Annotated in this window: 24 protein-coding genes and 5 tRNA genes; 17 read left to right on the top strand and 12 right to left on the bottom strand. The window is 62.9% G+C overall.

Annotation, left to right across the window (positions count from 1 at the left end; translation table 11 throughout):
- Nucleotides 1–8: 8 nt before the first annotated feature.
- Complete coding sequence (locus NCR93_RS03915) at nt 9–728, bottom strand: DUF4136 domain-containing protein (protein ID WP_051079049.1); 720 nt, start codon at nt 726–728, stop codon at nt 9–11.
- Between the two features lie 223 nt (nt 729–951).
- On the opposite strand from NCR93_RS03915, the gene pepN reads away from it, so the two are divergent.
- From pepN to NCR93_RS03900, 3 genes are all read left to right on the top strand, one after another.
- Entirely contained in the window at nt 952–3669 is a 2718-nt protein-coding gene (pepN, locus tag NCR93_RS03910; RefSeq protein ID WP_175981766.1) for an aminopeptidase N, read from the top strand.
- Between the two features lie 165 nt (nt 3670–3834).
- On the top strand, nt 3835–4854 hold the full coding sequence (locus NCR93_RS03905) for a class 1 fructose-bisphosphatase (RefSeq protein WP_008350914.1): 1020 nt from the start codon (nt 3835–3837) through the stop codon (nt 4852–4854).
- Nucleotides 4855–4950: 96 nt separating this feature from the next.
- Nucleotides 4951–5026, top strand: a tRNA-Thr gene (locus NCR93_RS03900).
- A 368-nt stretch (nt 5027–5394) separates the two neighbouring features.
- Here the strand turns inward: NCR93_RS03900 and NCR93_RS03895 are convergent.
- Nucleotides 5395–5649 carry a hypothetical protein gene (locus NCR93_RS03895; RefSeq protein ID WP_175981764.1) on the bottom strand — a complete coding sequence of 85 codons (255 nt, stop codon included), beginning with the start codon at nt 5647–5649 and terminating at the stop codon, nt 5395–5397.
- On the opposite strand from NCR93_RS03895, the gene NCR93_RS03890 reads away from it, so the two are divergent.
- Both NCR93_RS03890 and NCR93_RS03885 read left to right on the top strand, forming a co-directional pair.
- Nucleotides 5648–5797: a hypothetical protein gene (locus NCR93_RS03890; RefSeq protein WP_008350916.1), complete on the top strand. Its 150-nt coding sequence runs from the start codon at nt 5648–5650 to the stop codon at nt 5795–5797. The two genes, NCR93_RS03895 and NCR93_RS03890, sit on opposite strands and share 2 nt — an antisense overlap.
- A 234-nt stretch (nt 5798–6031) precedes the next feature.
- On the top strand, nt 6032–6634 hold the full coding sequence (locus NCR93_RS03885; protein ID WP_008350918.1) for a chorismate mutase: 603 nt from the start codon (nt 6032–6034) through the stop codon (nt 6632–6634).
- Between the two features lie 7 nt (nt 6635–6641).
- Here the strand turns inward: NCR93_RS03885 and NCR93_RS03880 are convergent, their stop codons facing one another.
- The gene (locus NCR93_RS03880) at nt 6642–7787 is read right to left on the bottom strand and encodes an exonuclease domain-containing protein (protein WP_008350920.1); all 1146 of its coding nucleotides are present in this window, start codon (nt 7785–7787) and stop codon (nt 6642–6644) included.
- 1241 nt (nt 7788–9028) lie between these two features.
- Between NCR93_RS03880 and NCR93_RS03875 the strand changes: the two genes are divergently transcribed.
- On the top strand, nt 9029–10171 hold the full coding sequence (locus NCR93_RS03875) for a porin (RefSeq protein WP_008350922.1): 1143 nt from the start codon (nt 9029–9031) through the stop codon (nt 10169–10171).
- 71 nt (nt 10172–10242) lie between these two features.
- Here NCR93_RS03875 and greB read toward each other — a convergent pair whose 3' ends face one another.
- On the bottom strand, nt 10243–10794 hold the full coding sequence (gene greB, locus NCR93_RS03870) for a transcription elongation factor GreB (RefSeq protein ID WP_008350924.1): 552 nt from the start codon (nt 10792–10794) through the stop codon (nt 10243–10245).
- A 172-nt stretch (nt 10795–10966) separates the two neighbouring features.
- Between greB and NCR93_RS03865 the strand changes: the two genes are divergently transcribed.
- The 3 genes from NCR93_RS03865 (at nt 10967) to NCR93_RS03855 (ending at nt 11371) form a co-directional block, all read left to right on the top strand.
- Nucleotides 10967–11043 (top strand) — tRNA-Arg (locus NCR93_RS03865).
- Nucleotides 11044–11130: 87 nt separating this feature from the next.
- Nucleotides 11131–11207: transfer RNA gene (locus NCR93_RS03860), tRNA-Arg, on the top strand.
- An 87-nt stretch (nt 11208–11294) separates the two neighbouring features.
- Nucleotides 11295–11371, top strand: a tRNA-Arg gene (locus NCR93_RS03855).
- A gap of 61 nt (nt 11372–11432) precedes the next feature.
- Here the strand turns inward: NCR93_RS03855 and NCR93_RS03850 are convergent.
- The 5 genes from NCR93_RS03850 to NCR93_RS03830 form a co-directional block, all read right to left on the bottom strand.
- Nucleotides 11433–11924 (bottom strand): phage protein NinX family protein, encoded by a 492-nt coding sequence (locus NCR93_RS03850; protein WP_175981762.1) that lies wholly within the window; start codon nt 11922–11924, stop codon nt 11433–11435.
- Between the two features lie 62 nt (nt 11925–11986).
- On the bottom strand, nt 11987–14383 hold the full coding sequence (locus NCR93_RS03845; protein WP_008350928.1) for a RelA/SpoT family protein: 2397 nt from the start codon (nt 14381–14383) through the stop codon (nt 11987–11989).
- Between the two features lie 72 nt (nt 14384–14455).
- Nucleotides 14456–14659, bottom strand: a complete 204-nt coding sequence (gene rpoZ / locus NCR93_RS03840; RefSeq protein WP_006999799.1) for a DNA-directed RNA polymerase subunit omega — start codon at nt 14657–14659, stop codon at nt 14456–14458.
- 69 nt (nt 14660–14728) lie between these two features.
- On the bottom strand, nt 14729–15403 hold the full coding sequence (gmk, locus tag NCR93_RS03835; protein ID WP_008350937.1) for a guanylate kinase: 675 nt from the start codon (nt 15401–15403) through the stop codon (nt 14729–14731).
- Nucleotides 15404–15412: 9 nt separating this feature from the next.
- On the bottom strand, nt 15413–16363 hold the full coding sequence (locus NCR93_RS03830; protein ID WP_008350939.1) for a YicC/YloC family endoribonuclease: 951 nt from the start codon (nt 16361–16363) through the stop codon (nt 15413–15415).
- A 244-nt stretch (nt 16364–16607) separates the two neighbouring features.
- Between NCR93_RS03830 and rph the strand changes: the two genes are divergently transcribed.
- The 6 genes from rph (at nt 16608) to NCR93_RS03800 (ending at nt 21224) form a co-directional block, all read left to right on the top strand.
- The gene (rph, locus tag NCR93_RS03825; protein WP_008350941.1) at nt 16608–17366 is read left to right on the top strand and encodes a ribonuclease PH; all 759 of its coding nucleotides are present in this window, start codon (nt 16608–16610) and stop codon (nt 17364–17366) included.
- Nucleotides 17359–17976, top strand: coding sequence for an RdgB/HAM1 family non-canonical purine NTP pyrophosphatase (rdgB, locus tag NCR93_RS03820; protein ID WP_008350944.1), 618 nt, complete (start codon nt 17359–17361; stop codon nt 17974–17976). The genes rph and rdgB overlap by 8 nt, the downstream gene beginning before the upstream one ends.
- Nucleotides 17973–19196: a radical SAM family heme chaperone HemW gene (hemW, locus tag NCR93_RS03815; protein WP_008350946.1), complete on the top strand. Its 1224-nt coding sequence runs from the start codon at nt 17973–17975 to the stop codon at nt 19194–19196. Before rdgB ends, hemW begins: the two co-directional genes overlap by 4 nt.
- Nucleotides 19197–19207: 11 nt before the next feature.
- Nucleotides 19208–20416, top strand: coding sequence for an MFS transporter (locus NCR93_RS03810; RefSeq protein ID WP_175981895.1), 1209 nt, complete (start codon nt 19208–19210; stop codon nt 20414–20416).
- 45 nt (nt 20417–20461) lie between these two features.
- Nucleotides 20462–20551, top strand: a tRNA-Ser gene (locus tag NCR93_RS03805).
- A 355-nt stretch (nt 20552–20906) separates the two neighbouring features.
- Nucleotides 20907–21224, top strand: coding sequence for a hypothetical protein (locus NCR93_RS03800; protein WP_034471367.1), 318 nt, complete (start codon nt 20907–20909; stop codon nt 21222–21224).
- Nucleotides 21225–21238: 14 nt separating this feature from the next.
- Here the strand turns inward: NCR93_RS03800 and NCR93_RS03795 are convergent, their stop codons facing one another.
- Together NCR93_RS03795 and NCR93_RS03790 are read right to left on the bottom strand one after the other, a co-directional pair.
- Nucleotides 21239–21409: a hypothetical protein gene (locus NCR93_RS03795; RefSeq protein WP_175981760.1), complete on the bottom strand. Its 171-nt coding sequence runs from the start codon at nt 21407–21409 to the stop codon at nt 21239–21241.
- 78 nt (nt 21410–21487) lie between these two features.
- Entirely contained in the window at nt 21488–21646 is a 159-nt protein-coding gene (locus NCR93_RS03790; RefSeq protein WP_008350949.1) for a hypothetical protein, read from the bottom strand.
- A gap of 139 nt (nt 21647–21785) precedes the next feature.
- Between NCR93_RS03790 and NCR93_RS03785 the strand changes: the two genes are divergently transcribed.
- Together NCR93_RS03785 and NCR93_RS03780 are read left to right on the top strand one after the other, a co-directional pair.
- Nucleotides 21786–22265: a TonB family protein gene (locus tag NCR93_RS03785; protein WP_175981758.1), complete on the top strand. Its 480-nt coding sequence runs from the start codon at nt 21786–21788 to the stop codon at nt 22263–22265.
- Between the two features lie 305 nt (nt 22266–22570).
- Nucleotides 22571–23875 (top strand): MFS transporter, encoded by a 1305-nt coding sequence (locus NCR93_RS03780; RefSeq protein WP_034471371.1) that lies wholly within the window; start codon nt 22571–22573, stop codon nt 23873–23875.
- 21 nt (nt 23876–23896) lie between these two features.
- Here the strand turns inward: NCR93_RS03780 and NCR93_RS03775 are convergent, their stop codons facing one another.
- A complete protein-coding gene (locus NCR93_RS03775) occupies nt 23897–25081 on the bottom strand; it encodes an OpgC domain-containing protein (protein WP_175981756.1) in 1185 nt (394 codons plus the stop codon).
- Nucleotides 25082–25231 lie beyond the last annotated feature (150 nt).

Here is a 25231-nt window from a genome sequence, read left to right as displayed (position 1 = left end):
CGGCCCGATCAATCGACGGTTTTCGCTGCGGGCGCGGGTGCGACGCTGCGCTCGTTCGGTCCGGCCGACGCGGCCGTTTCGTTCGACATGCCGCCGCTCTTGTCCACCGGCAGCGTCACCGTTCTGACGGTGCCGTTACCGAGCGGAAAGTCCGCCAGTGCGCTGCGCACGAGATACGGCATCGCCTGATACAGCGACGGATCGCCCGTCGCGTTCACCGCCGTCACCTTGTACGTCTCGCGGCCGGTCTTGCGGTCGTTCATGCGGATCTGCAGCGCGTGCGTATAGACCGGATAGCTCTGATCGACGTAACCCGTCGCGCCCCACGAACCGTACGGCCCCCACCCGCCCCACGGTCCGCCCCAGTATGGGCCGGCGCCCCACGGACCGTACATCGGCCACGGATCGTAGTAGACCGGTTGACGCACGGTCACCATGTCGCCGCGAACCGAATAGGCGATCGCGATCTGATAGTTCGCGCTCGCCTCGGGCGCCTGACGGAAGTTGTACTTCGCGAGTTCGTTGGCGACGAGCGTCTCGTAGGTCGTCTGCTCGATGCTGTTCTGCTGCTCGCTCTTGCGCGTGAACGCGTAGGTGCGGGTCGCGTCGCTGCCGCTCCAGTCGGAGAATGCAGTGACCTGCGTCTGCACGTAGGTCGTGCAGCCGGCGAGCCACATCGCCGCCAGCATCAGCGGCCATGTGACGAGCGTCCTGATCGGGAATTTCATGGTCGTCCTCACTTCGTTCAGCACCCTTCTCCGTTATAGACAGCACCGCCTTGCGTCGCATGGCGGCGTCCTTGTTTTGTGGGGTCCACGACGCGTGGCGCCGCCCGATTCACGATCGCCGGGCGGCTTGTACAATGATTCGACCAGGCGCGCACGCGTTGGTGCGCTAAAAGCGCACGCGCGAGACGCCGGCGCCGTTCAATCCAAACATGAAGATCTTGCCATGTCTACCACGACCGCATCCGCTGTGATTCGCCGCCAGGACTACACGCCGCCCGCGTTCCTGATCGATTCCGTCGCGCTCGAATTCGACCTCGTGCCATCGCGCACGGTCGTGAAGAACACGATGAAGCTGCGGCGCAACCCCGACGCCCAAGGCGACGCATCGCGCCTCGAACTGATGGGCGAGCAGCTCGAATTCGTGAGCGCGGCGATCGACGGCGTCGCGCACGCGGATGTCCGCGTCAATGAAAACGGACTGTCCATCGGCAGTATTCCCGCGGATGCTTTCGAGCTTAGCATCGAGAGCATCTGCAATCCGGCCGAGAACACGACGCTCTCCGGACTTTACGTCTCCAGTGGCAACTTCTTCACGCAGTGCGAAGCCGAGGGCTTTCGGCGCATCACCTACTTCCTCGATCGCCCGGATGTGATGGCTACCTACACCGTCACGCTGCGCGCCGACAAGACTGCGTGTCCGGTGCTGCTGTCGAACGGCAATCTGATCGAGGAAGGCGATCTGCCCGATGGCCGCCACTTCGCCAAATGGGAAGATCCGTTCAAGAAGCCGAGTTATCTGTTCGCGCTCGTCGCGGGCAAGCTCGTGTGCATCGAGGAACGCATCGAATCGGGCTCGGGCAAGGAAAAGCTGCTGCAAGTCTGGGTCGAGCCGCACGATCTCGACAAGACCCGTCACGCGATGGATTCGCTCATCAACTCGATCCGCTGGGACGAGAAGCGCTTCGGCCTCGAGCTCGATCTGGACCGCTTCATGATCGTCGCGGTGAGCGATTTCAACATGGGCGCGATGGAGAACAAGGGCCTCAACATCTTCAATACGAAGTATGTGCTCGCAAACCCGGAAACCGCGACGGACACCGACTTCTCCAACATCGAGGCCGTGGTCGGCCACGAGTACTTCCATAACTGGACCGGCAATCGCGTGACCTGCCGCGACTGGTTCCAGTTGAGCCTGAAGGAAGGCCTGACCGTGTTTCGCGATCAGGAATTTTCCGCCGATATGGCCGCCGGCGACGTCGAGGGCGCGGCGAGCGCCGCCGCGCGCGCGACCAAGCGCATCGAGGACGTGCGCGTGCTGCGTCAAATGCAGTTCGCCGAGGACGCCGGCCCGATGGCGCATCCGGTGCGCCCGGAAAGCTACGTCGAGATCAACAACTTCTACACGATGACCGTCTACGAAAAAGGCTCGGAAGTCGTGCGGATGTATCAGACGCTTTTCGGTCGCGACGGCTTCCGCCGCGGCATGGACCTGTATTTCAAGCGGTTCGACGGCCAGGCCGTGACCTGCGACGACTTCCGCCAGGCGCTCGCCGACGCGAATCATCGCGATCTCGCGCAATTCGAGCGCTGGTACAGCCAGGCGGGCACGCCGCGCGTGTCGGTGCGCGCAAATTACGACGCCGGGACGAAGCGCTACACGCTGACGCTCACGCAGGGTTACGGCGACGGGTCGGAAGCTGCGCGCGAAACGCAGAAGGGGCCGCTGCTGATTCCGTTCTCGGTCGGCCTGATCGGCCAGAGCGGCGCGGACTTGCCGCTGCGCCTCGAAGGCGAGAAGGAACCGAACGGCACGACGCGCGTGCTCGAATTCACGGAGCGCGAGCAGTCGTTCACTTTCGTCGACGTGAACGAGGCGCCGCTGCCGTCGCTGCTGCGCAATTTCTCCGCGCCGGTGATCGTCGAATACGACTATACGAACGATGAACTCGCGTTCCTGCTCGCGCACGACAGCGATCCGTTCAACCGCTGGGAAGCCGGCCAGCGGCTCGCCACGCGCGAGTTGCTGGCGCTCGCCGAGCGCGCGGCCAAGGGCGAGGCACTCGGCATCGACGATCAGGTGATCGCCGCGTTCGCCCGCGTGCTCGACGACACCACGCTCACGCCCGCCTTCCGCGAGCTCGCGCTGATGCTGCCGTCGGAGAGCTATCTGGCCGAGCAGATGACCGTGTCCGATCCCGCCGCCGTCCACGCTGCGCGCGTGTTCATGAGCCGCCGTCTCGCGTCGCAAATGCGCGACAAATGGCTCGTGACGTACGAAGCGAACCGCACGCCGGGCGAATATCGTCCGACGCCGGAAGACGCGGGCAAGCGCGGCCTGAAGAACCTCGCGCTCGCCTATCTCAGCCAGCTCGACGATCCGCGCGACGCCGTCAAGCTCGCGCAGGCGCAGTACGACGCCGCCAACAACATGACCGACCGCTCGGCGGCGCTTTCCGCGCTGCTGCTTGCGAGCGCGACCAAGGGCGCGGATGCGACCGTCGCGGACGCGGCGCTCGCGGACTTCTATCGCCGCTTCGAGAACGAGGCGCTCGTCATCGACAAGTGGTTCGCGCTTCAGGCGACGCAGCGCGGCGGCCCGGATCGCAAGGTGATCGAGATCGTGCGCAAGCTGATGCAGCATCCGGCGTTCAACATCAAGAATCCGAATCGCGCGCGCTCGCTGATCTTCAGCTTCTGCAGCGGCAATCCCGCGCAATTCCACGCCGCCGACGGCTCCGGCTACGCGTTCTGGGCCGAACAGGTGATCGCGCTCGACGCGCTCAATCCGCAGGTCGCGGCGCGGCTCGCACGCGGGCTCGAACTGTGGCGCCGCTTCACGCCGCAGTTGCGCGAGAAGATGCACGCGGCGTTGAGCGACGTCGCCGCGAAGGCGAAATCGCGCGACGTTCGCGAGGTCGTCGAAAAGGCGCTCGCTGCTTAAGCGCTGTTTCGTCGGGAGTTTTTGGTGTTTAGCGGCCGCCGCGCGAGAACCTCGCGCGGCGGCCGTTCTCGCTTATGGCGGATGCAGGCGGTCGCTGTCACATGGAGCGGCCGGATCGAGCGGTTAGAATCGTGAATATTCGTCTAACGCTCACGGAGCCTAAGCATGTCCTCCATTTCCAGCCGCACCACGCTCTCGAAGTATCTGATCGAGCAGCAGCGTGAACATCAGAACCTGCCTGCCGACTTGCGTCTGTTGATCGAAGTCGTCGCGCGTGCCTGCAAGCAGATCAGCTATCACGTCAGCAAGGGCGCCCTAGGCGAGGCGCTCGGCTCGGCAGGCAGCGAGAACGTCCAGGGCGAAGTGCAGAAGAAGCTCGACGTGCTTTCGAACGAAATCCTGCTCGAAGCCAACGAATGGGGCGGCAATCTGGCCGCGATGGCATCGGAAGAAATGGAAAAGATCTTCCCGATTCCGAATCGCTACCCGAAGGGCAACTATCTGCTGACGTTCGATCCGCTCGACGGCTCGTCGAACATCGACGTGAACGTGTCGATCGGCACGATCTTTTCGGTGCTGCGTTGCCCGGACGGCGCCGATCCGAGCGAAGCGGCGTTCATGCAGCCGGGTTCGCAGCAGGTCGCGGCGGGCTATGCGGTGTACGGTCCGCAAACCGTCCTCGTGTTGACGACCGGCCACGGCGTGAACTGCTTCACGCTCGATCGCGAGCTCGGCTCTTGGGTGCTCACGCAGCGCGACATGAAAATCCCCGTCGAGACCCGCGAATACGCGATCAACGCGTCGAACAGCCGTCACTGGTATGAGCCGGTGCAGCGCTACATCGGCGAGCTGAACGACGGCAAGGACGGCCCGCGCAAGGAAGACTTCAACATGCGCTGGATCGCATCGATGGTCGCGGACGTGCATCGCATTCTGAATCGCGGCGGCATCTTCATGTATCCGGCCGACAAGCGCGATCCGTCGAAGCCCGGCAAGCTGCGTCTGATGTACGAGGCTAACCCGATGTCGTTCATCGTCGAGCAGGCGGGCGGCGCCGCGACCAACGGCGAACAGCGCATCCTCGATATCGTTCCGACGAGCCTGCATCAGCGCGTCGCCGTGTTCCTCGGCTCGAAGAGCGAGGTCGATCGCGTGACGCGCTACCACGTCGAAAAGAAAAATTGATCTAAGGTATTGCCAAAGCCAGAAAGGCTCTGCATAATCTCACTTCTTCGTTGCTGACGAACTAAACGAACGCAAAAAACGAAGAAAAAATTCGGAGCCGGAATAGCTCAGACGGTAGAGCAGCGCATTCGTAATGCGAAGGTCGGGGGTTCGATTCCTCTTTCCGGCACCACAAGAATTCAGGCAGTACTAAAAACCCGCGATCACGCATGTGTCGCGGGTTTTGCTTTTTGCGCCGCGTTTCTCGAAACCCCCGCAATCTTTCGCACTTTCGCAACGATCGCCATCGCGACAACAGGTTTGCGATTCGAACCGAAAATCGGCTTCAGCGATTTCACATTCGGCAGCACCCGCGCGCCTGATTCGTCTTATATGTGCGCTTTCGTACAACAACGAGCCATTTTCCGCTGCGCACCATGAAGCGTCAACGCTGGTTTCCCGGTATCGTTATATCCATAGAGGAAAAGCTACAGTTTAAGTACGCGCTGATGCCTTTCGGGGTACAGCCCAAGCTGGATGCGGCTCGCGGGGCGGCAGTCGCTAGGCGATAAAACGTAGTTTTTGCAGCAACGAACACAGCGGCCGGCAATCGATTACCGAAGCCATTCCGGTCCCGACACGAACGATCATGCGTTCTTGATGAAACGCGCCGATTCGGCTCAAGCAGAAGCGGTGGCGATCCGATAACGCATCTATGGAAGGAACCGTAATCGGCAATTCGGCTGCATGCGGCGGCGCAATAGCCGCATCGACCGTGTTAGCGCAATTGTTGTAGTCATTCAGGAGAGAAATCATGGACGCAAAACCGACGAAAATCCCGACGCCCGACAAGGTGCTTTGTCCGGATCCGGAACCGGTTGGCGTCGAGTTTCTCGCGACGGAGCTGCCCGAGCATGTGCGCGCGTTCTTCGACGAACAGCGCGACTCGGCGCAGTCGAAGTAGGCGGACCCGCTGGATCACGCCGTCGTCGTGAGAACGACGCCCGCCGCGCGCGGCGCACTCGGACCATCCGGTCCGCACATGGCTCACGCCAGGACGCGTCGCGCCTCTCGTTCATGACCGCATCGGGGCGGGTCGTGCGCTACGGCTCGCCTCGTGAAATCCCCTCCGCCAGTTGGCTGCCGTCGTTCCCGTTTGACCGCGGTGCGCTATTCTGGCGCTTTTGCCCGGATACCGATGCGCCGCCGATCGCCCCCTTCTCTCCTCGCCTCCGCCGCGTTCGCCTGTGCGCTTGCGTTCGCCGCGCCCTCTTCCGTGCATGCAGACGGCGACGACACTCCGTTCACCAACCTCATCGCCCTCGTCTCCCAACGGCTCGCACTCGCGGAGCCGGTCGCGCGCTGGAAGTGGGCGCATCACGAGCCGATCACCGATGCGCCGCGCGAAGAAGCGTTGCTCAAGCACGTCGAGGAAAAGGCCGGCGCCGCGCAGGTCGATCCCGAATTCGCGCGTCAGTTCTTTCGCGATCAGATCGAAGCCAGCAAGGATGTGCAGAACGCGCTCTTCGCGAACTGGCGCGCGCTGAAAGCTGCGCCGGAAGAAGCGCCGCCCGATCTCGCCAAGGACACGCGTCCGAAGCTCGATCGGCTGACGCAGTCGCTCGTCTCGGCGCTCGCGCATGTCGAGCCGATCCGCCATGCCGAAGACTGCCCCGTGCGGCTCGCGGAAAGCGTCGCGCGATGGAAGCATCTGACGCGCTACAACTCGTCGATGAACGCGCCGCTCATGCGCGCGCTGTCGCACGTCTGCGCGTCGGGCGGCGTGGGCGCGGTCGGGTGACGGCGCGTCAGATGGCGGACGCGAGCGTTGCGGCGACAAGCGGTGTCGCGACGAGACCGCGCGCGAGACGCTCGCTCAGAATTCGATAAGTGGACAGCTCGAACGCGGGAGAATCCGCGCTTGCGCGCAGCGCGCCGGCTTCCTCGAGCGTGCCGGCCGTGCCGAGATAGCGCCAGTTGTCGATGACATGCCACGCGCGTTGCCCCGATGCCGCATCGCACTCTTCGATCGCGATAGCACCCGCATACGGCCAAGGCGCGCCGCGAACGTCGCCGGAACGCGACTTCGGCGCGCGGTTGTGCGCTGGACGCGCGCTCGCGATCCATTGCGCCTCGGCCAGCAATGCCCCGATTTCGCCGCCCGTCGCCTTCCATTCGAGACGACGCACCAGCGCGGCGAGACGCAGATCCTTCGCCGAGCGCCGCGGGCCGACGAGATGCGAACGCACACGCTGACGCAAGCGCACGCTGCGGCCAGCGTAGAGCGGCGCGTCGTCGTCGCCATAAAACATGTAGACGCCGCAGCCCGAAACGATCTGCTCGATCGTGTCCTCGTCGATGTGCGCGGCGAGCTGGAACCGGCGCGTCACGCGTTCGAGATGCGTGCGCATCACATCCGGCGCATGCGCGCGATGCAGGTGCTGCCAGAATTGCCACAGCAAATCGGCATCGGCGAGCGCACGATGCCGCGCCGCCGGCACGAGCGCGTGGCGCGCGACGAGCGCATCGAGACCGTGACGGCTTTCCGCCGGATAAACGGCGCGGGAAAGCTGTACCGTGCACAGCACGTCGGGCGCGAAGCGAAGGTCCACGCGCCGGAATTCGTCCTTCAGAAAGCTGTGGTCGAAGTGTGCGTTGTGCGCAATGAAAAGGCGGCCCTTCATGCGGTCGAGCAAGCCGGACGCCAGCTGCTCGAACGTCGGAGCCTCGCGCACCATTGCATCGGTGATGCCCGTCAACTGTTGCACGAACGAAGGAATCGGCCGCTGCGGATTGACGAGCGATGTCCACTGCGACACGCCCGCCGGCCCGACTTCGACAACGCCGATCTCGGTGATTCGGTCCACGCCGAATGTGCCGCCGGTCGTTTCGAGATCGACGAAGACGATGGGTTCGGAGGGATAAGCGTAGCTTGCGGACGGATCGGGATGCATCGTGAACGGCGAGAGACGGCGGGATGCGCCTTGGATGGAGCGAATGCTGGATTGCCCATTCTAACGCAGCCGGAAGCGGCGGACTTTTACCGGAACAGTCGGTGGGCGGGACGAGTCGGCTGTTTTGGCTAGTTTTTGCTTCAGTTAAAACCACACCATTTTGATAGTTTCCCATTAAGCCGATGCTGAATTTAACGCATCGCAATGGCGGATAACCCTTAAAAGCATTTCCGGATTATCAAGGATACGAGTTTGCGGCCGTCGCGGCTCGCTGAGCCGCAGGAAGGCGAACCTTGCGAGGCTTGGGCGAGGGCCGTTGCGCCGCGCTCGCCCGTGGCTGCCGCCCGCCAGCGTCCATTTAGCGCGCTGACCGTTTTCTCGCTTAGTTAATCGGTCCGCATTAAATGAAAATAGCGCAAGCACGGTTTATCGGCGAAAAAGAACAGCGACGCAACGCGGCTTCTCCTATACCGAACGATATTAAGACTTTAGTGCCTCCGGGCTGCACAGAGCATTATATTAATCGTCAGCGCCTTTCGTCTTGCCCGATTCTCCGACATTAACCGGCCTGCAAACTAAGTCGCAACTTAAATGTAATGAAACAAATCGGCGATGATTCCGCTCGACCCATTCGAGCAATGATGCGAAACGCTCGCCGCGGCTTCCTTACTGCGCGCAGCCGCCGCTCAAAAGCTTTCGCGACGCGGACGCGAACCCAAGTCCCACAAGGCTCCGGGCAAAAAAAAGCGCGACCGGGAAGTCGCGCTGACAAAGTTTGGAGATCTTTTTCCGTCAACGAAAAAGTCTGCTTCGGAAAGCAGAGACGACAGTATAACGATGCGGCCCGCATTCATTACCCGCAAAAGCAGCAAACTTCTGTTTCAAATATCTCAACAATCGAATTTCCAGAAGTTTCCCGTTGTTTTCTTGCGGCAATCGTGTCGCGCATGCGCAACGTCATTTGGTTGACACCGCATCTCTTACGACTTTATTCGCGGATAAACCCTTGTATATAAAGAAAAATATGCGTTCCATCGATCATTGCCGCATCCACAATGATTTATTGTGGAAATTGGAACGCCTAGCGCTGTAACCCCGTCTTTACACTTCGTCTGGTCCGGAAACAAATGTGTCGGTGACACCGATCCATTGCTCCTCCGCCCGCGCCTCTCGCAGCGCGCCGGAGCGAGGTTTCCTCAAAGCCTGGGTCCCCGGCCCTATCTGCTCTCGGAGTTACAAAGATGAAAAAGACTCTCATGGTCGCCGCCCTGTCGGGCGTTTTTGCTACCGCCGCCCATGCGCAAAGCAGCGTCACGCTGTACGGCCTGATCGATGCGGGCATCACCTACACGAACAACCAGCAAGGCCACAGCAACTGGAAGGCGACGAGCGGTTCGGTCAACGGCAGCCGTTGGGGCCTGCGCGGTTCGGAAGACCTCGGTGGCGGCTTGAAGGCGATCTTCACGTTGGAAAACGGCTTCAACATCATGAACGGCACGAACGGCCAGGGCGGTCGTGAGTTCGGCCGTCAGGCGTTCGTTGGTCTGTCGAGCAACCAGTTCGGCTCGATCACGCTCGGCCGTCAATATGACTCCGTGGTCGACTTCCTCGGGCCTCTGGCTCTGACGGGCACGCAATACGGCGGCACGCAGTTCGCTCACCCGTTCGACAACGACAACCTCGACAACACGTTCCGCGTCAACAACTCGGTCAAGTACACGAGCGCGAACTACGCTGGCTTCAAGATGGGCGCGATGTACGGCTTCTCGAACGAAGCCGGCGGTTTCGCGGATAACCGTGCGTACAGCGTCGGCGCGTCGTACAACTACGGCCCGTTGAACGTTGCTGCAGCGTACATGCAACTGAACAACGTCGGCTCGCCGACGAACAACACGGCCGGTGCGGTCACGACCGACAACACGCCTTTCGTCGCTTCGCGTCAGCGCATCTTCGGCGGCGGCATCAACTACGCGTTCGGCCCGGCAACCGTCGGCTTCGTGTTCACGCAGACGATGCTCGACAACGCGACGCAACTGACGAACGTCGGCTCGCAAGGCGCTGGCAACATCGCGCTGAACGGCGACAGCATGCGCTTCACGAACTACGAAGTGAACGGCCGCTACAACCTGACGCCGGCTCTGTCGATCGCAGGTGCGTACACGTACACGGATAGCCGTATCGAAGGCGAAAAGCCGAAGTTCCACCAGTTCAGCCTGCAAACGGCGTATGCGCTGTCGAAGCGCACCGACGTCTACCTGCAAGGCGAATACCAGCACATGACCGACCAGGACGGCCTGCCGGTCGGCGCGGTGATCAACGGCGTTGGTATGTCGTCGAACGGCAACCAGGTTTCGGCGACGGTCGGCATGCGTCACCGCTTCTAAGCTTCACAAGCAGTCCCGCTGTAGAAAAGCCGCTCTTCGGAGCGGCTTTTTTTTCGTCGTTGCGCGTCGCTTCAGCGTGGATATCGGACGTCCAGGATGTCGATCTGCTGAATGCCTGCAGGCGTGTGCAACGGCACCGTATCGCCGATCTTCGCCTTTAGCAGCGCGCGCGCGACCGGCGAGATCCAGCTCACGTAGCCGCGATCCAGATCGACTTCGTCGACGCCGACGATCGTCACCGTCTTCACGTCGCCGTCGTCGCCCGCGTAGTCCACCGTCGCGCCGAAGAACACCTGATCGACATTCTCCTGCTTGCTGCTGTCCACCACTTCCGCGAGATCCAGGCGCTTGCCCAGGAAGCGGATGCGCCGGTCGATCTCGCGCAGCCGCCGCTTGCCGTAGATGTAGTCGCCGTTCTCCGAGCGATCGCCGTTCGAAGCGGCCCACGAAACGAGCCTGACGACTTCCGGGCGCTCCGTATCGAGAAGCTGCAGCAACTCGTCACGCAGCCGCTGATGGCCTTGAGGCGTGATGTAGTTCTTCGTGCCCGCCGGGACGTCGGGCTGGCCGAGTTCGAGGTCGTCGTCGGTGTCGTCCGACTCTTTGACAAATGCCTTGTTCATGATGCCGCTCGTTGCCGATTGATGTCGAATTCCGGAATGTACTTGCTTTCGAAACATCAACTTACCACGTCGAGGCCATCTTTCGTCGGAGGCGCATCGACCGAAAATTCGAAATTCTGGCCAAAACCCCTTCCTTTTCAGAATAGGCTTGGCTATAATTCCGCTTCTGCGTGCGGCTGTAGCTCAGTTGGATAGAGTACTTGGCTACGAACCAAGGGGTCGTGGGTTCGAATCCTGCCAGCCGCGCCACCTTTTCGGATGTTCTCGCTCTGACGAGGTCATCAAGCGCTTAACCATTAGCGCGTTGAAGTAACATAGTGTTGTACCGTTTTGCGTGCGGCTGTAGCTCAGTTGGATAGAGTACTTGGCTACGAACCAAGGGGTCGTGGGTTCGAATCCTGCCAGCCGCGCCACCTTTTCGGATGTTCTCGCTCTGACGAGGTCATCAAGCGCTTAACCATTAGCGCGTTGAAGTAACATAGTGTTGTACCGTTTTGCGTGCGGCTGTAGCTCAGTTGGATAGAGTACTTGGCTACGAACCAAGGGGTCGTGGGTTCGAATCCTGCCAGCCGCGCCATCTTTCGAAGGGCCTTCCAGACGGAAGGCCCTTTTTGTTTGTCCCGATCGTAGCGCGCAATCTACTGTCGCGGCACCGAGCCGATATCGCCGATACCCAGGTCCGGCCTCGGCACATCCTCCACCGAAGCCACCGCGCTCGACTCCCCGATCGCCTCAGCCCGCGCGCCGAGCAGCGTCTGAGAACGGCGCGGGAATTCGTCGTCGACGGCATCGCCGAAAGCATGCCGCACGAACGCCCGCAGCAAGGCGATGCGTAGCGACGCGCCGCGCCCTTCCACGGGTTTGCCGTCCTTGCCGAACGTGACGGTGCAGACCACTTCCCCGCGCCCGTGGTCGTGCATCTGGAGCTTGCAGGCGCGCTCCAGAACCACGGCCGCTGCATCCCATGACGTCGATGGCAGGAAACGCCCGTCCCAGGGCTTGCCGCGATCGTTGCCGCGAATGGACAGCGTCTCGCCGCTATCGGTGAAGTGGATTTCCCGGATGAATTCGTGCAGCCCGCGCGCGACCCAGTAGTCGAGCGTGGCGCCTTCGAGATCGGATGTGTTCATTACGGCGCTCTCTCCTGTTCGTCGAACGACGACAGGCATGCACGCCGCATACCCGCGCCGCGTCAGTAGTCGGCGCGCTCGCGGTCGATGCGCATGCCGCCGTCCTGATTGCGGTGATGCGGTTCGTCGCTCGGACGCTCGCGCGCGATGCGCATCACGTCCGGATTGGTGCGCACGCGGCGCATGACGTTCGCCAGATGCACGCGGTCGCTCACCTGGATCACGAAGCGCAGCAGCTTCGCTTCCTGCGACACGTCTTCGTCCATCGCGATATGCACGATGTTCGCGTCCGCCGACGTGATGTCCGCCGCGACGCGCGCGAACACGCCCTTCGTGTTCTTCACGAGCACCTTGACGGCGACGTCGAACAGACGGCCCGGCTGCGGCGCCCACGCGACGTCGATCCAGCGGCCCGGATCGCGCCGATGGATGCGCTGCGCCACGCGGCATTCGGTCGTATGGATGGCCATGCCGAGTCCGATGCCGATATAGCCCATGATGTCGTCGCCCGGAATCGGTCGGCAGCACGGTGACAGTTGCACCGACATGCCTTCCGTACCCGTGATGACGACCGGCGGCGCGGTATTCGTGTTGTGATGCTCGCGATGCGGGTGATCTTCGTCATCGGCGATGCCGTTCATCAGCACCTCGATGCGCTTGGCCATGACCGCCGCCACGCGCCGGCCGAGACCGATATCGGCGAAGATTTCCTGACGCGTCTTGTTGCCGGTCCAAAGCACGAGCTTTTCCCATACTTCCGGCGTGACGTCGGATAGCGCGAGACCGTAACCCTTGAGACTCTGATCGACGAGCCGCTCGCCCAACTGGACCGACTCGTTCAGTCGCATCGTCTTCAGATAGTGACGGATGGCCGAGCGCGCCTTGCCGGTGCGCACGAAGCCGAGCCACGCGGGATTCGGCTTCGAGTACGGTGCGGTGATCACCTCGACGATGTCACCGCTCTTCAACTCCGTGCGAAGCGGCAGAAGTTCGTTGTTGATCTTCACCGCGACGCACTGGTTGCCCAGGTCGCTGTGAATCGAATACGCGAAGTCGAGCGCCGTCGCGCCGCGCGGCAGCGGCATGATCTTCGACTTCGGCGTGAACACGTAGACGGCGTCCGGGAACAGGTCGATCTTGACGTGTTCGAGGAACTCGCTCGAGTCGCCCGCCTCGCTCTGAATGTCCAGCAGCGACTTGAGCCATTGATGCGCGCGCTTCTGCACGTCGTTCAGATCGGCGCCGCCGTTCTTGTAGAGCCAATGCGCCGCGACGCCCGCCTCGGCGATCTCGTGCATCTTGCGCGTGCGGATCTGGAACTCGATCGGCGCGCCGAACGGGCCGACCAGCGTCGTGTGCAAGGATTGATAGCCGTTCACCTTCGGAATGGCGATGTAGTCCTTGAATTTGCCCGGCACGGGCTTGTAGAGCGCATGCAGCGCGCCGATGCACGTATAGCATTCGAGCGCGCCCTCGACGACGACCCGAAAGCCGTACACATCGAGCACCTGCGAGAACGACAACTGCTTGTCGCGCATCTTCTTGTAGATGCTGTAGATCGTTTTTTCGCGGCCGGTGACTTCCGCGTTGATCTTCGCATCCGCGATGGTGCGCTGCACCGCTTCGAGAATCTTGCCGACCACTTCGCGCCGGTTGCCGCGCGCTGCTTTCACCGCTTTTTCGAGCGTCGCGTAACGATTCGGATTGAAGTTCGCGAACGACAAATCCTGCAATTCGCGATACGTATTGTTCAGACCGAGCCGATGCGCGATCGGCGCATAGATATCCAGCGTCTCGCGCGCGACGCGCCTGCGCTTTTCCGGCGGCACCGCGCCGAGCGTGCGCATGTTGTGCAGCCGGTCCGCGAGCTTGACCAGAATGACGCGCACGTCGCGCGCCATCGCGAGCAGCATCTTGCGGAAGTTTTCCGCCTGCGCTTCCTCGCGATTGCGGAATTCCATCTTGTCCAGCTTGGACAAGCCGTCGACCAGTTCCGCGACCTTGGCCCCGAAGCGCTCCGCGATTTCGGTCTTGGTCACGCCCTGGTCTTCGATCACGTCATGCAGCAGCGCCGCCATGATCGATTGCGCATCGAGCTTCCAGCCCGCGCAAATTTCCGCGACCGCGACCGGATGCGTGATGTACGGCTCGCCGCTCTGCCGATACTGGCCGAGGTGCGCTTCGTCGCTGAAGTGGAAAGCCGCCTTGACTTCCTTGATCTCTTCCGGAGTGATGTAGCTCGCGAGCGCGTTCGTGAGTTTCGCGATGGAAACGACGTCGTGCTTGCGCGGCTGCTCCGGCGTGGCGGTCGGCCCGAACAGATGGCGGAAGGATTGTTCGAGAACCGCGTCGATGTACTTGCGCGCCGCGTGCGGCTTTTCGGCATCGAGCATCGAGTCGGCGTCGACTTCGATATCGGGATCCACGGCGGTGGAGATGGGCAACGGTGTCTGACTCATCTTCCCCTCCGTGGTGACGTGACGCGCTGGGTTGTCGGTTGCAAAAAATGAAACCGTGTGGAACTGCGGCCCTTAGACGGGCACCTTCTTCAACATTTCGATGCCAACCTGGCCCGCGGCGATCTCGCGCAGCGCGACGACGGTCGGCTTGTCGCGGCTTTCGATCTTCGGCGTGTGGCCTTGTGCGAGCTGGCGCGCGCGATACGTTGCCGCAAGCGCGAGCTCGAAGCGATTCGGGATTTGTTTCAGGCAGTCTTCGACAGTGATGCGGGCCATGTTTGTTTCCTTCGGAATATGGGTTTTATTCTACCTTATGTGACCGATCGACCCGGCCACTGCAATGCGTCACGCTTGCGGCGTGGAGTGGATGCCGAGGTCCACGAAAAGCTGCGTGTTGCGTGCGTATTGCGACGTGAAGCGCAGGCGCGTCGCGGCGACGAGACAGCGCAGTTCGTTAAGCGCGCGATCGAAGTTCTCGTTGATGACGACATACTCCGCTTCCGATGCATGCGCCATCTCGCTGCCGGCCGCGAGCAGACGCCGCACGATCACTTTTTCGGAATCCTGGCCACGTTTCTTGAGGCGGTCTTCGAGCGCATCGAGCGACGGCGGCAGAATGAAAATCTCCACCGCATTGCGGAACTGCTTCTTCACCTGCTGCGCGCCCTGCCAGTCGATTTCCAGCAGCACGTCATGGCCCTGCTTCATCTGCTCCGCGATCCACAGCTTCGATGTCGCGTAGTAGTTGCCGTGCACTTCGGCGCTTTCGAGAAACTCGCCCTTGTCGCGCCGCTCCATGAATTCATCGACGGACACGAAGTGATACTGCACGCCATTGGTTTCCTTCGAGCGCGCCTCGCGCGTCGTATACGAAACCGACAGCAGAATGTCCTTGTCCTCGGCGAGCAGCGCGTTCACGAGCGTGGACTTGCCCGCGCCCGAGGGCGCTACGACCATGAACAGGTTGCCCGGATAGATGCCCGTGTAATGGCTGTGCGAGCGATGCGTGGTATTCGGCATGATGTTGCGTTACTCCAGATTCTGTACTTGCTCGCGCATCTGCTCGATGAGCAGTTTCAGCGTCATCGATGCGTCGGCGAGTTCCTTCGCGGCGGCCTTCGAGCCGAGCGTGTTCGCTTCGCGGTTGAGCTCCTGCATCATGAAGTCGAGACGCTTGCCGACCTTGCCGCCCTTTTGCAGCACATGGCGCGTTTCGTTCAGATGCGCGGTGAGACGCTGCAATTCTTCCGCGATGTCGATGCGAATGCCGTACATCGTCACTTCCTGGCGGATACGCTCGGCGATTTCCTCGCGCGGCACGCTCGTCGTGACCGCGCCGCCGCCTTCGGTCGTCGCGATGCCGAGCGCGTCCTGCAGCCGCTCGACAATTTTCTGCTGATGCTTCGCGATGAGTTCCGGCACGAGCGGCGTGATGCGCGCGACGATCGTTTCCATCTCCGTCACGTTGTCGATCAGCACTTTGCCGAGCGCCGCGCCTTCGCGCGCCCGCACTTCGATGAGATCGGCGATCGCCTGCTTGCCGCACGCGAGCACGGCCTCACGCAACGTTTCCTGCGACACCGAGCTTTCCGCGAGCACGCCGGGCCAGCGCAGGATTTCGCCGGTACGCATGCGCTCGGCGTCGGGGAAGATATCGAGCACGGCGCGTTCGAGCGCGGCGAGCTGCGTGAGCGCGTCGCGATTGAGCGCGCCCGCGTTTGCCGTCTGCTCGACGCGATTCAGGTTGATGCGGATATCGACCTTGCCGCGCGAGAGCTTGGTCATCAGCATTTCGCGCAATTGCGGCTCGGTCGCGCGCACGTCTTCGGGCATGCGGAAGTTCAGGTCGAGAAAGCGCGAATTCACCGTGCGCAATTCCACCGATACACCGACGCCCGAACCGCCCGCGCCATTGGGTCCCGCGCCATCCGCGACGACTTCGCGCGTCGCGCTGGCATAGCCTGTCATGCTGTAGATCATGGTACGTCTCGCGATAGAGAGCCTTCGTTGCGAAGACCCATTCGATACGAAACGCCCGGCGCTGTCGAAAGTGCCTGTGAGTGGCCTGCGTTGGGCCGCCGGGCGAGGAACCCGCATTATCCCATTTTTACCGCGAAAGCCGCCCGGACGGCGGACCGGTGCGCATGGCGCACGCGCAACGCCTGAAAGTGAATGACGATAAAATCGCTGGGTTTGCTGGTTCCACACTCTTCTTCCGACATCCATGACCGACTCTCCCCTGCTCAAGCCTTCTCCCCCGCGTCCGAGCGGCCGCCGTGCGAATCAGCTGCGCGACGTACGCATCACGCGGCATTACACGAAGCACGCGGAAGGCTCGGTGCTCGTCGAATTCGGCGATACCAAGGTGATCTGCACGGCGAGCATCGCCGAGCGCGTGCCCGAGTTTCTGCGCGGCCGGGAGCAAGGCTGGCTCACCGCGGAATACGGCATGCTGCCGCGCGCGACGCACACGCGCAGCGACCGCGAAGCCGCGCGCGGCAAGCAGACGGGCCGCACGCAGGAGATTCAGCGGCTGATCGGCCGCGCATTGCGCTCGGTGTTCGATCTGGACGCGCTCGGCGCGCGCACGCTGCATATCGATTGCGACGTCATTCAGGCCGATGGCGGCACGCGCACGGCGAGCATCACGGGCGCGTTCGTCGCCGCGCACGATGCGGTCGGCAAACTGCTCGCGTCGGGCAGGATCGCGAAGTCGCCGGTGAAGGATTTCGTCGCGGCGATTTCGGTCGGCATCTTCGCAGGCTCGCCCGTGCTCGATCTCGACTACGACGAAGACTCGCAATGCGATACCGACATGAACGTCGTGATGACGGGCGCGGGCGGCTTCGTCGAAGTGCAGGGCACGGCGGAAGGCGCGCCCTTCACGCGCGACGAGATGAACGAGCTGATCGCGCTCGCCGACAGCGGCATCAAGGCGCTGATCCTGAAGCAGAAGGAAGCACTGGGGATTCGCGGTGTCTGACGTCAATGGTCTTGGGCGCGTCGTGCTCGCATCGAACAATGCGGGCAAGCTGCGCGAATTCGCATCGCTGCTGGATGCGGCGGGCATCGAACTGATCGCGCAGGGCGAACTCGGCGTGCCCGAAGCGCCCGAACCGCACCCGACCTTCGTCGAGAACGCGCTGGCGAAGGCGCGGCACGCCGCGACGTTCACCGGCCTGCCCGCGCTCGCCGACGATTCCGGCCTTTGCGTGCGCGCGCTCAACGGCGCGCCGGGCGTGTATTCGGCGCGCTATGCGTCGATGAGCGGCGGCGCCAAAAGCGATGCCGCGAACAACGCGAAGCTCGTCGCCGACCTCGCTCAGCACACGGATCGCCGCGCTTACTACTTCTGCGTGCTCGTGCTCGTGCGTCACGCGGACGATCCCGAGCCGCTCATCGCGGAAGGCCGCTGGCATGGCGAAGTGATCGATGCGCCGCGCGGCGCAAATGGCTTCGGCTACGATCCGCACTTCTTCCTGCCGACGCTCGATGCGACCGCCGCCGAACTCGATCCCGCGCGCAAGAACGCGCTCAGCCATCGCGCGCTCGCGTTGCGCGAATTACTGCAACGACTGAAGGAACTTGCGTGAGTGCCGGACCGAAGACGATCAACATCGTGCAGGCGTTCACGTCGCCGGGAAGCATCCGGCTGACGTCGCTGCCGCCGCTTTCGCTGTACGTGCATTTCCCGTGGTGCGTGCGCAAGTGTCCGTACTGCGACTTCAACTCGCACGAGTGGAAGGACGACACGTTTCCCGAAGAACGTTATCTCGATGCCCTGCGCGCCGATCTCGAAAGCGCGCTGCCGCTCGTGTGGGGACGGCAGGTGCATACGATTTTCATCGGCGGCGGCACGCCATCGCTGTTATCGGCGAAAGGGCTGGACCGCCTTCTCTCCGATGCGCGCGCGCTGCTGCCCATCGATGCCGACGCCGAAATCACGCTCGAAGCCAATCCCGGCACGTTCGAGGCGGCCAAGTTCGCGTCGTTTCGCGCGAGCGGCGTGAATCGTTTGTCGATCGGCATTCAGAGTTTCAACGAGGCGCATTTGAAGGCACTCGGCCGCATTCACGATGCGATGCAGGCGAAAAAAGCCGTCGAGATCGCCGCGAAGCACTTCGACAACTTCAATCTCGATCTGATGTTCGCGCTGCCGCAGCAATCGCTCGACGAGTGCAAGCACGATATCGAGACGGCCATCTCGTTCGCGCCGCCGCATCTGTCGCTGTATCACCTGACGATGGAGCCGAACACGGTCTTCGCCAAATACCCGCCCGCGCTCCCCGACGACGACGCTTCCGCCGACATGCAGGACTGGATCCACGAGCGCACGCGCGAGGCCGGTTACGCGCGCTACGAAGTGTCGGCGTATGCGAAGCCGCACCGTCAGAGCAGGCATAACCTGAACTACTGGCGCTTCGGCGATTACCTCGGCATCGGCGCGGGCGCGCATACGAAGCTGTCGTTTCCGTCCAAGATTCTGCGTCAGGCGCGCTTCAAGCATCCTTCGAGCTATATGGATCACGCGCTTTCGCCGGCCGAAACCGCGATCCAGGAAGAACGCGAAGTCGGTCCGCGCGATCTGCCGTTCGAGTTCATGCTGAACACGCTTAGGCTCGTCGAAGGCTTTCCGGTGCATTCGTTCGTCGAGCGCACGGGACTGGCGCTGTCCGCGATCGAGCCGGCGCTCGCCGAAGCGGAAAAACGCGGGCTCATCACGCGCGACATCGAACGCATTGCGCCGACCGAACTCGGCCAACGCTTTCTCAACGATCTCCAGGAACTGTTCTTGAAGGATCCGCACAATTGAGCGCGCCGACGATGGCGCCGAACTCGGTGATGCGGCATCGCCCGTTCGCGCTTTTCTGGAGCGCTCGGGTGATGTCGTCGGTGGCGTTTCAGATGATGTCGGTCGCGATCGGATGGCAGGTTTATTCGATCACGCATAGCGCCTACGCGCTCGGTCTCGTCGGCCTCGCGCAATTCCTGCCGATGTTCGTGCTGACGCTCGTCGTCGGGCACGTTGCGGACCGTTACGACAGACGCGTGATCGCGTACGTGTGCCAGTCGATTGAGGGCATCGCCGCGCTCGTGCTGTGTCTCGGCGCGTGGCACGGCTGGCACGATGTCGCGCCGATCTACGCGATCGCCGCCGTGACGGGTGCGGCGCGCGCGTTCGAATCGCCGTCGATGGCCGCGCTCTTGCCCAATCTCGTCGCCCGCAATCAGTTGCAGCATGCGAGCGCGTGGTCGACGTCGGCGAATCAGACGGCGCAGATCCTGGGTCCCGCGATGGGCGGCGTGCTCTACGGGTTCGGCGCGCTGACCGTGTACGGCGCGGTGAGCGTCGCGTTTCTCGTCGCGGCGTGCGCCGTGGCCGCGATCAGAATCGACGAAGCCGTGCGTATGCGCGCGCCGCTCTCGTTCGAAGCGCTCTTTTCGGGTATCGGTTTCATTCGCAGCAAGCCGGTGATTCTGGGCGCGCTGTCGCTCGATCTTTTCGCCGTGTTGCTCGGCGGCGCGACCGCGCTCCTGCCGGTCTACGCGCGCGACATCCTGCATACCGGACCGTGGGGACTCGGCGTTCTGCGCGCGGCGCCCGCGGCCGGCGCGCTGGCCGGATCGATCTGGCTCGCGCATTTTCCGCTGCGGCAGCGCGCGGGCAATGCGCTGTTCGGCGGGGTGATCGCGTTCGGAATCGCGACGATCGTCTTCGGACTGTCGCGCAATATCTACGTGTCGCTGATTGCGCTGGCGGCGCTGGGCGCGTCGGATGTGATCAGCGTCGTCGTGCGGATGTCGCTCGTGCAGTTGCAGACGCCCGACGAAATGCGCGGACGCGTCGGCGCGATCAATTCGCTGTTCATCGGCACGTCGAATCAGCTCGGCGAGTTCGAATCGGGGATGACGGCGGGACTGCTCGGCGCGGTGCCGGCGGTGCTGATCGGCGGAATCGGCACGATTGTCGTCGCGCTGTTGTGGATGCGCCTTTTTCCCGCGCTCAAGGCGACGAAATCGCTCGAAGGATGAGCGTTCCTGCGCGGCTGCGAGTTGCGCTACAATACGCGCCTTGCTGGAGGTGTGGCCGAGCGGTTTAAGGCACCGGTCTTGAAAACCGGCGAAGGAGCGATCCTTCCGTGAGTTCGAATCTCACCGCCTCCGCCAGATCAAATCAAGCCTCGTAAGTTCAAACGCTTACGGGGCTTTGTCTTTTGCCGCTCCGTTTTCGCGACGCGCTCGAACGCGCCAAGCTGGCCGTTGCTTCGCTATCCTGAACCATCAATTTCAGACAAAACGCCTATCCGACGTCTCCGGAGCCACGTATCTTCCCTTCTGCCTCCTTCCGAGTTTCCCCCATGCTCGATTCGAAGGAGGTCTTCAATGGGAAAGGTTGGACTTGGGCCTCGCACTCGCGAGGCTTTTTTTCGTCCGATGCCACGCCCCGAGAAACAATCGACGTGAACACTACGGCCATAACGCCATCTAACCGCCTCATCGATCACAACGCGGAGAGTCGCCCATGAAGTCAGGCCGCATCATGCCCATCCTCGTCGGCTGCATCGCCGCCGTGAGCCTGTCGGCGCATGCCCAGCCTCAGCCAAACGCGCAATGGCGCGCGACCGAAACAACGCTCTTCGACCTGATTCAAAACGGATATGGGATCGTCGCGGTAACGAGCGTGGCCGCGCGCAACTCCGGCCTTCCCGAAGACACCTACGTGCTTCAGAAAAACAATAGCCTCTACCGCTGCGTGGAAACGCGCGCGGCCGAAACCGGCGCGGTCAGATCTGCCGCGCCGATGCGCTGCGCCGAACTCGTCAAGCCCTACACCGAATAATCGAAACCGAACGCTCAATTGTCATCGGATCTGACGGGCGGCCGGACGTGCGGAACCGGCTCCGCCTTCGCAGCGTCCTGTTTGGGCGCGGCGCGTTGCGATTCGCTCTTCGAATGCGCCGCGGAAGCCGGTTGCTGCTTCGTTGCGGGCGCGCCCGACGGTGCAGGATCGTTCTTGCGTGTCATGGCATTCTCCCGAAATCCGGGGACATCCCCTTTCCACATTAGCACCGCGCCGCCGATACCGCACACGCCATGCACGACTCAGCCGACCGGCGCCTCGCCCTCACCCGACTGCTTGCCCGGCCTGTCGTTCGGACCTTGCTTGCGGTTGTCGTCATCGCGCTCGGGCAGCTTGCTTTTCTCGTTGTCGCTGTGCTCGGCCGTCTTTCCGTCTTCCGGACGGTTGGTCTCGCTGTTCATGGCGCCCTCCTTAAAGTGCTTTCGAATGAAAGCATCGGCAGCAAAACGCGCGCCTGAATGCGTCCGGGCGCACGAATTCGGTTCGCTGACGGCCTTGCAGCGACTACCATTTAAGTAACGTCATCCCGCCATTGTTGCGATGTCCGCGTCACGTCTTCGCCGTACCGCCGCCGCGCTCGTCCTTGCGTCGGCGATGAGCGCCTGCGCGATCACCCCGCCCCCCAGCGTCGTGGCTGCGCGCGCGCCCGCGCCGGCCGTCTCCGGTCAAACGCTCGACGAGTACAAGGCGCGCATCGCGCAGCGCATCTTCGAGCGCAATCCGTCGCTCGTGCTGAAGGGCACGCCGCAAGCGATGCTGCGCTCGTTCGTGCTCGTGTCGTTTACGGTGGATCGCGGCGGGCGGCTCGTCGAATCGTCGGTGTATCGCACCAACGGCGATGACGAAGCCGAAGCCACCGCGCTCGCCTCGCTGCGCCGCGCATCGCCGCTGCCCGCGCCGCCCCCGCGCCTTTTGAACGGCAACGGCCAACTGGAGCTTTTCGAAGGCTGGATGTTCAACGACAACGGCCAGTTCCAGCTACAGACGTCCCATTCGCCGCAAGCCACGACCATTGATTGATTGGCGCTCGGCCGGCACGCTCGTTATAATTTTTTTTGCACCCCGGCCGGACCCGCTTCCGGCGTGGCCTTCGCCTCGCGCTCACCCCGCGCGTCCGGCGCAGCGCCCGAGCGCAGCCGAACTGCGCCGCGACACCGCGCGCCACTCACGCGCCGTCCAACCCTGGCTTTCCCGCCATTGCATCGCAATCCCTACAAAAAGCTGACGCGCGCCGGACGACGACATCGTTCGTCATTCCGATCGCTCTTGCCCGGCGATGCGCGCGACAATGCTTCGCACCAAGGCAACACGACAACGGAGACAACATGGCCTCACCCTCGCTTTCCGCCGCAAAGCCCGGCGACGGATCCCAAAGCGCTTCCCGCGTGATTTTCGCGAGCTTCATCGGCACCGCGATCGAGTTCTACGACTTCTATGTCTACGCGACCGCCGCCGCGCTCGTCATCGGACCGGTGTTCTTTCCGCACGACTCGCCCGCCGCGCAGGCGCTCTCGGCGTTCGTCACCTTCGGCATCGCGTTCTTCGCGCGGCCTATCGGCTCGTTCATCTTCGGACACTTCGGCGATCGCATCGGCCGCAAATCGACGCTCGTCGCCTCGCTGCTCGTGATGGGCCTCTCGACGACGCTCATCGGCTTCGTGCCCGGCTACGATTCGATCGGCAGCGCGGCCCCGATCCTCCTGTGCATCCTGCGGTTCGGCCAAGGCATTGGGCTGGGCGGCGAATGGGGCGGCGCGGCGCTGCTCGCGACCGAATACGCACCGAAGGGCAAACGCGGTCTCTTCGGCATGTTTCCGCAGCTCGGGCCGTCGATCGGCTTTCTCGCGTCGAACGGTCTGTTCTTCGGTCTCGCGCTCTCGCTCTCCGATGAGCAATTCCGCAGCTGGGGCTGGCGCGTGCCGTTCATCGTGAGCGCGGTGCTGGTCGCGCTCGGCCTGTATGTGCGCCTGAAGATCGCGGAAACGCCGGCGTTCCGCGCGGCCGTCGAGCGCGAAGAACGCGTCAAGGTGCCGGTCGCGACGCTGCTCGGGCGCCATCTCGTGCCGACGCTGCTCGGCGCGTTCGCGATGGTCGTCTGTTACACGCTCTTCTATATCTCGACGGTGTTTTCGCTGTCGTACGGCGTGGCCAAACTGCATTTCGCGCGCGAGACCTTCCTCGGCCTTCTGTGCCTCGCCGTGGTGTTCATGGCGCTCGCCACGCCGATCTCCGCGATCGCGAGCGACCGTTTCGGACGCAAGCCGGTGCTGATCGTCGGCTGTCTGCTGGCGATCCTCTCCGGCTTCGCGATGGCTCCGCTCCTCGGCAGCGGCGACACGATCCAGGTCGCGCTCTTCCTGACGATCGAGCTCTTCCTGATGGGCGTCACGTTCGCACCGATGGGCGCGCTCCTGCCCGAGCTCTTCCCGACCAACGTGCGTTACACGGGCGCGGGCGTCGCGTACAACCTCGGCGGGATTCTGGGCGCATCGGTGGCGCCGTACATCGCGCAATTGCTCGCCAATCGCGGCGGGCTCGCGTGGGTCGGCGGATATGTGTCGGCGGCTGCGGCGGTGAGTTTGATCGCCGTGCTGTGTATGCGCGAGACGCGCCACATCACGCTGGAGTAAGCACGAGAGAAACCGGCGCGCTCAGCGATCGCGCCGGTTCGTGGCGTGCGCCGGGACCGGCCTGCCCTCGATGACGGGCATACGCGGCGCCGGCCGCTCGACGCTCTTCGCACGCGCCGCTTTCGCCGCCTTCCGATCCGCCCAGAAGCGCGCGAGCGCAAGCAGGCTGACAATGGCGATGCCATCGGCGATCAGCCCCAGAATCCAGTGCGACGGATACCGCCCGAGCCCGAGCACGCCCATCGCGCGCAGCGCCGAATCGAGCACGAGCGACACGCATGTGCCCGCGATGAAGCACACGAGCCCCTGCTGGCCGATCGTGACGACGCCCGGCAGCCTGCGTGCGAGCTTGCCGACCCAGCCCGCATACACGCCGCGCGCGACGATCCACGCGATGGCGGCGAAGCTCACGATGCGCAGCGTCGCGAGATTCTGCTTCATGTATCCCGGCGGCGCCTGCGTTTCGAGGAAGAGCTTGGCGAACGCGAAGGTCAGCGCCAGCGCGATCGCCCCGGCGGTCAGCCAGCGCGCGAATCGGCCGGCGTGGAATTCGTCGCTGATCGGCTGCACGCGCGCGAGCACGCCGGTCATGAACATCAACTGCCACGCGAACGGATTGAACGACCACGCTTCGCCGTATGTGCCCGGCAGGAAGCGCAGCAGCGGCATGGCCGCGAGCCACACAAGCAGGCTGCCGAAAATGGCGATGACGGGTTTCTTCTGCGCGAGCGGCACGATCGCCGGGACTGCGAGCGCGAACACCGAATACATCGGCAAAACCGCCGACAGATACGGCTGCTGACGCAACAGCACGATATCGACCGCAAGGCCGAACGGCCGCGTGAGAAAGTTCGGCCACTCGGTGTACTGGACCATCGGCGTGTCGACTTGAAGCGCCATCAGGATCGCGCCGCCGACCAGCATCAGAAACGCAGTGAACAGATACGCGCGATAAATTTCCCAACTGCGTTTGAAAAAGCGTCGGCGGGCGGCTGAATCGCTACGGCGAGTCGCAAGCGCCGTATAAGCCGCCGCCGACGCATAACCTCCGAGAAACACGAAAACTTCGGCGGAATCGCAAAACGCATACTGGTGCAGCGTAAAGCGCGATAGCACGCTTCCCGTTATATGGTCGACCGCGATAATGAGCAGCACGATTCCTCGAAAGAAATCGACTTCGAGAGAACGTGTCGTCGGGGAAGTCATCTGGCGAATGCTCCACGGACCTGCGGTTTCGGCGCGCCGCCGGACGGGCTGGCGCACATACGCGGTTTGTACCTGCTCCGAAAGGAAAATTCCTTTAATCAACGAGTATTTAAATTAACACTCGGTGCCAGTCGGCAAGCTGGCGGCAAA

The organism is Caballeronia sp. ATUFL_F1_KS39, from assembly GCF_023630985.1.
Classification (GTDB): Bacteria; Pseudomonadota; Gammaproteobacteria; order Burkholderiales; family Burkholderiaceae; genus Caballeronia; species Caballeronia zhejiangensis.
The sequence above is the reverse complement of the archived record's forward strand: the minus strand, read 5'-3'. Positions and strand labels throughout refer to the sequence as shown.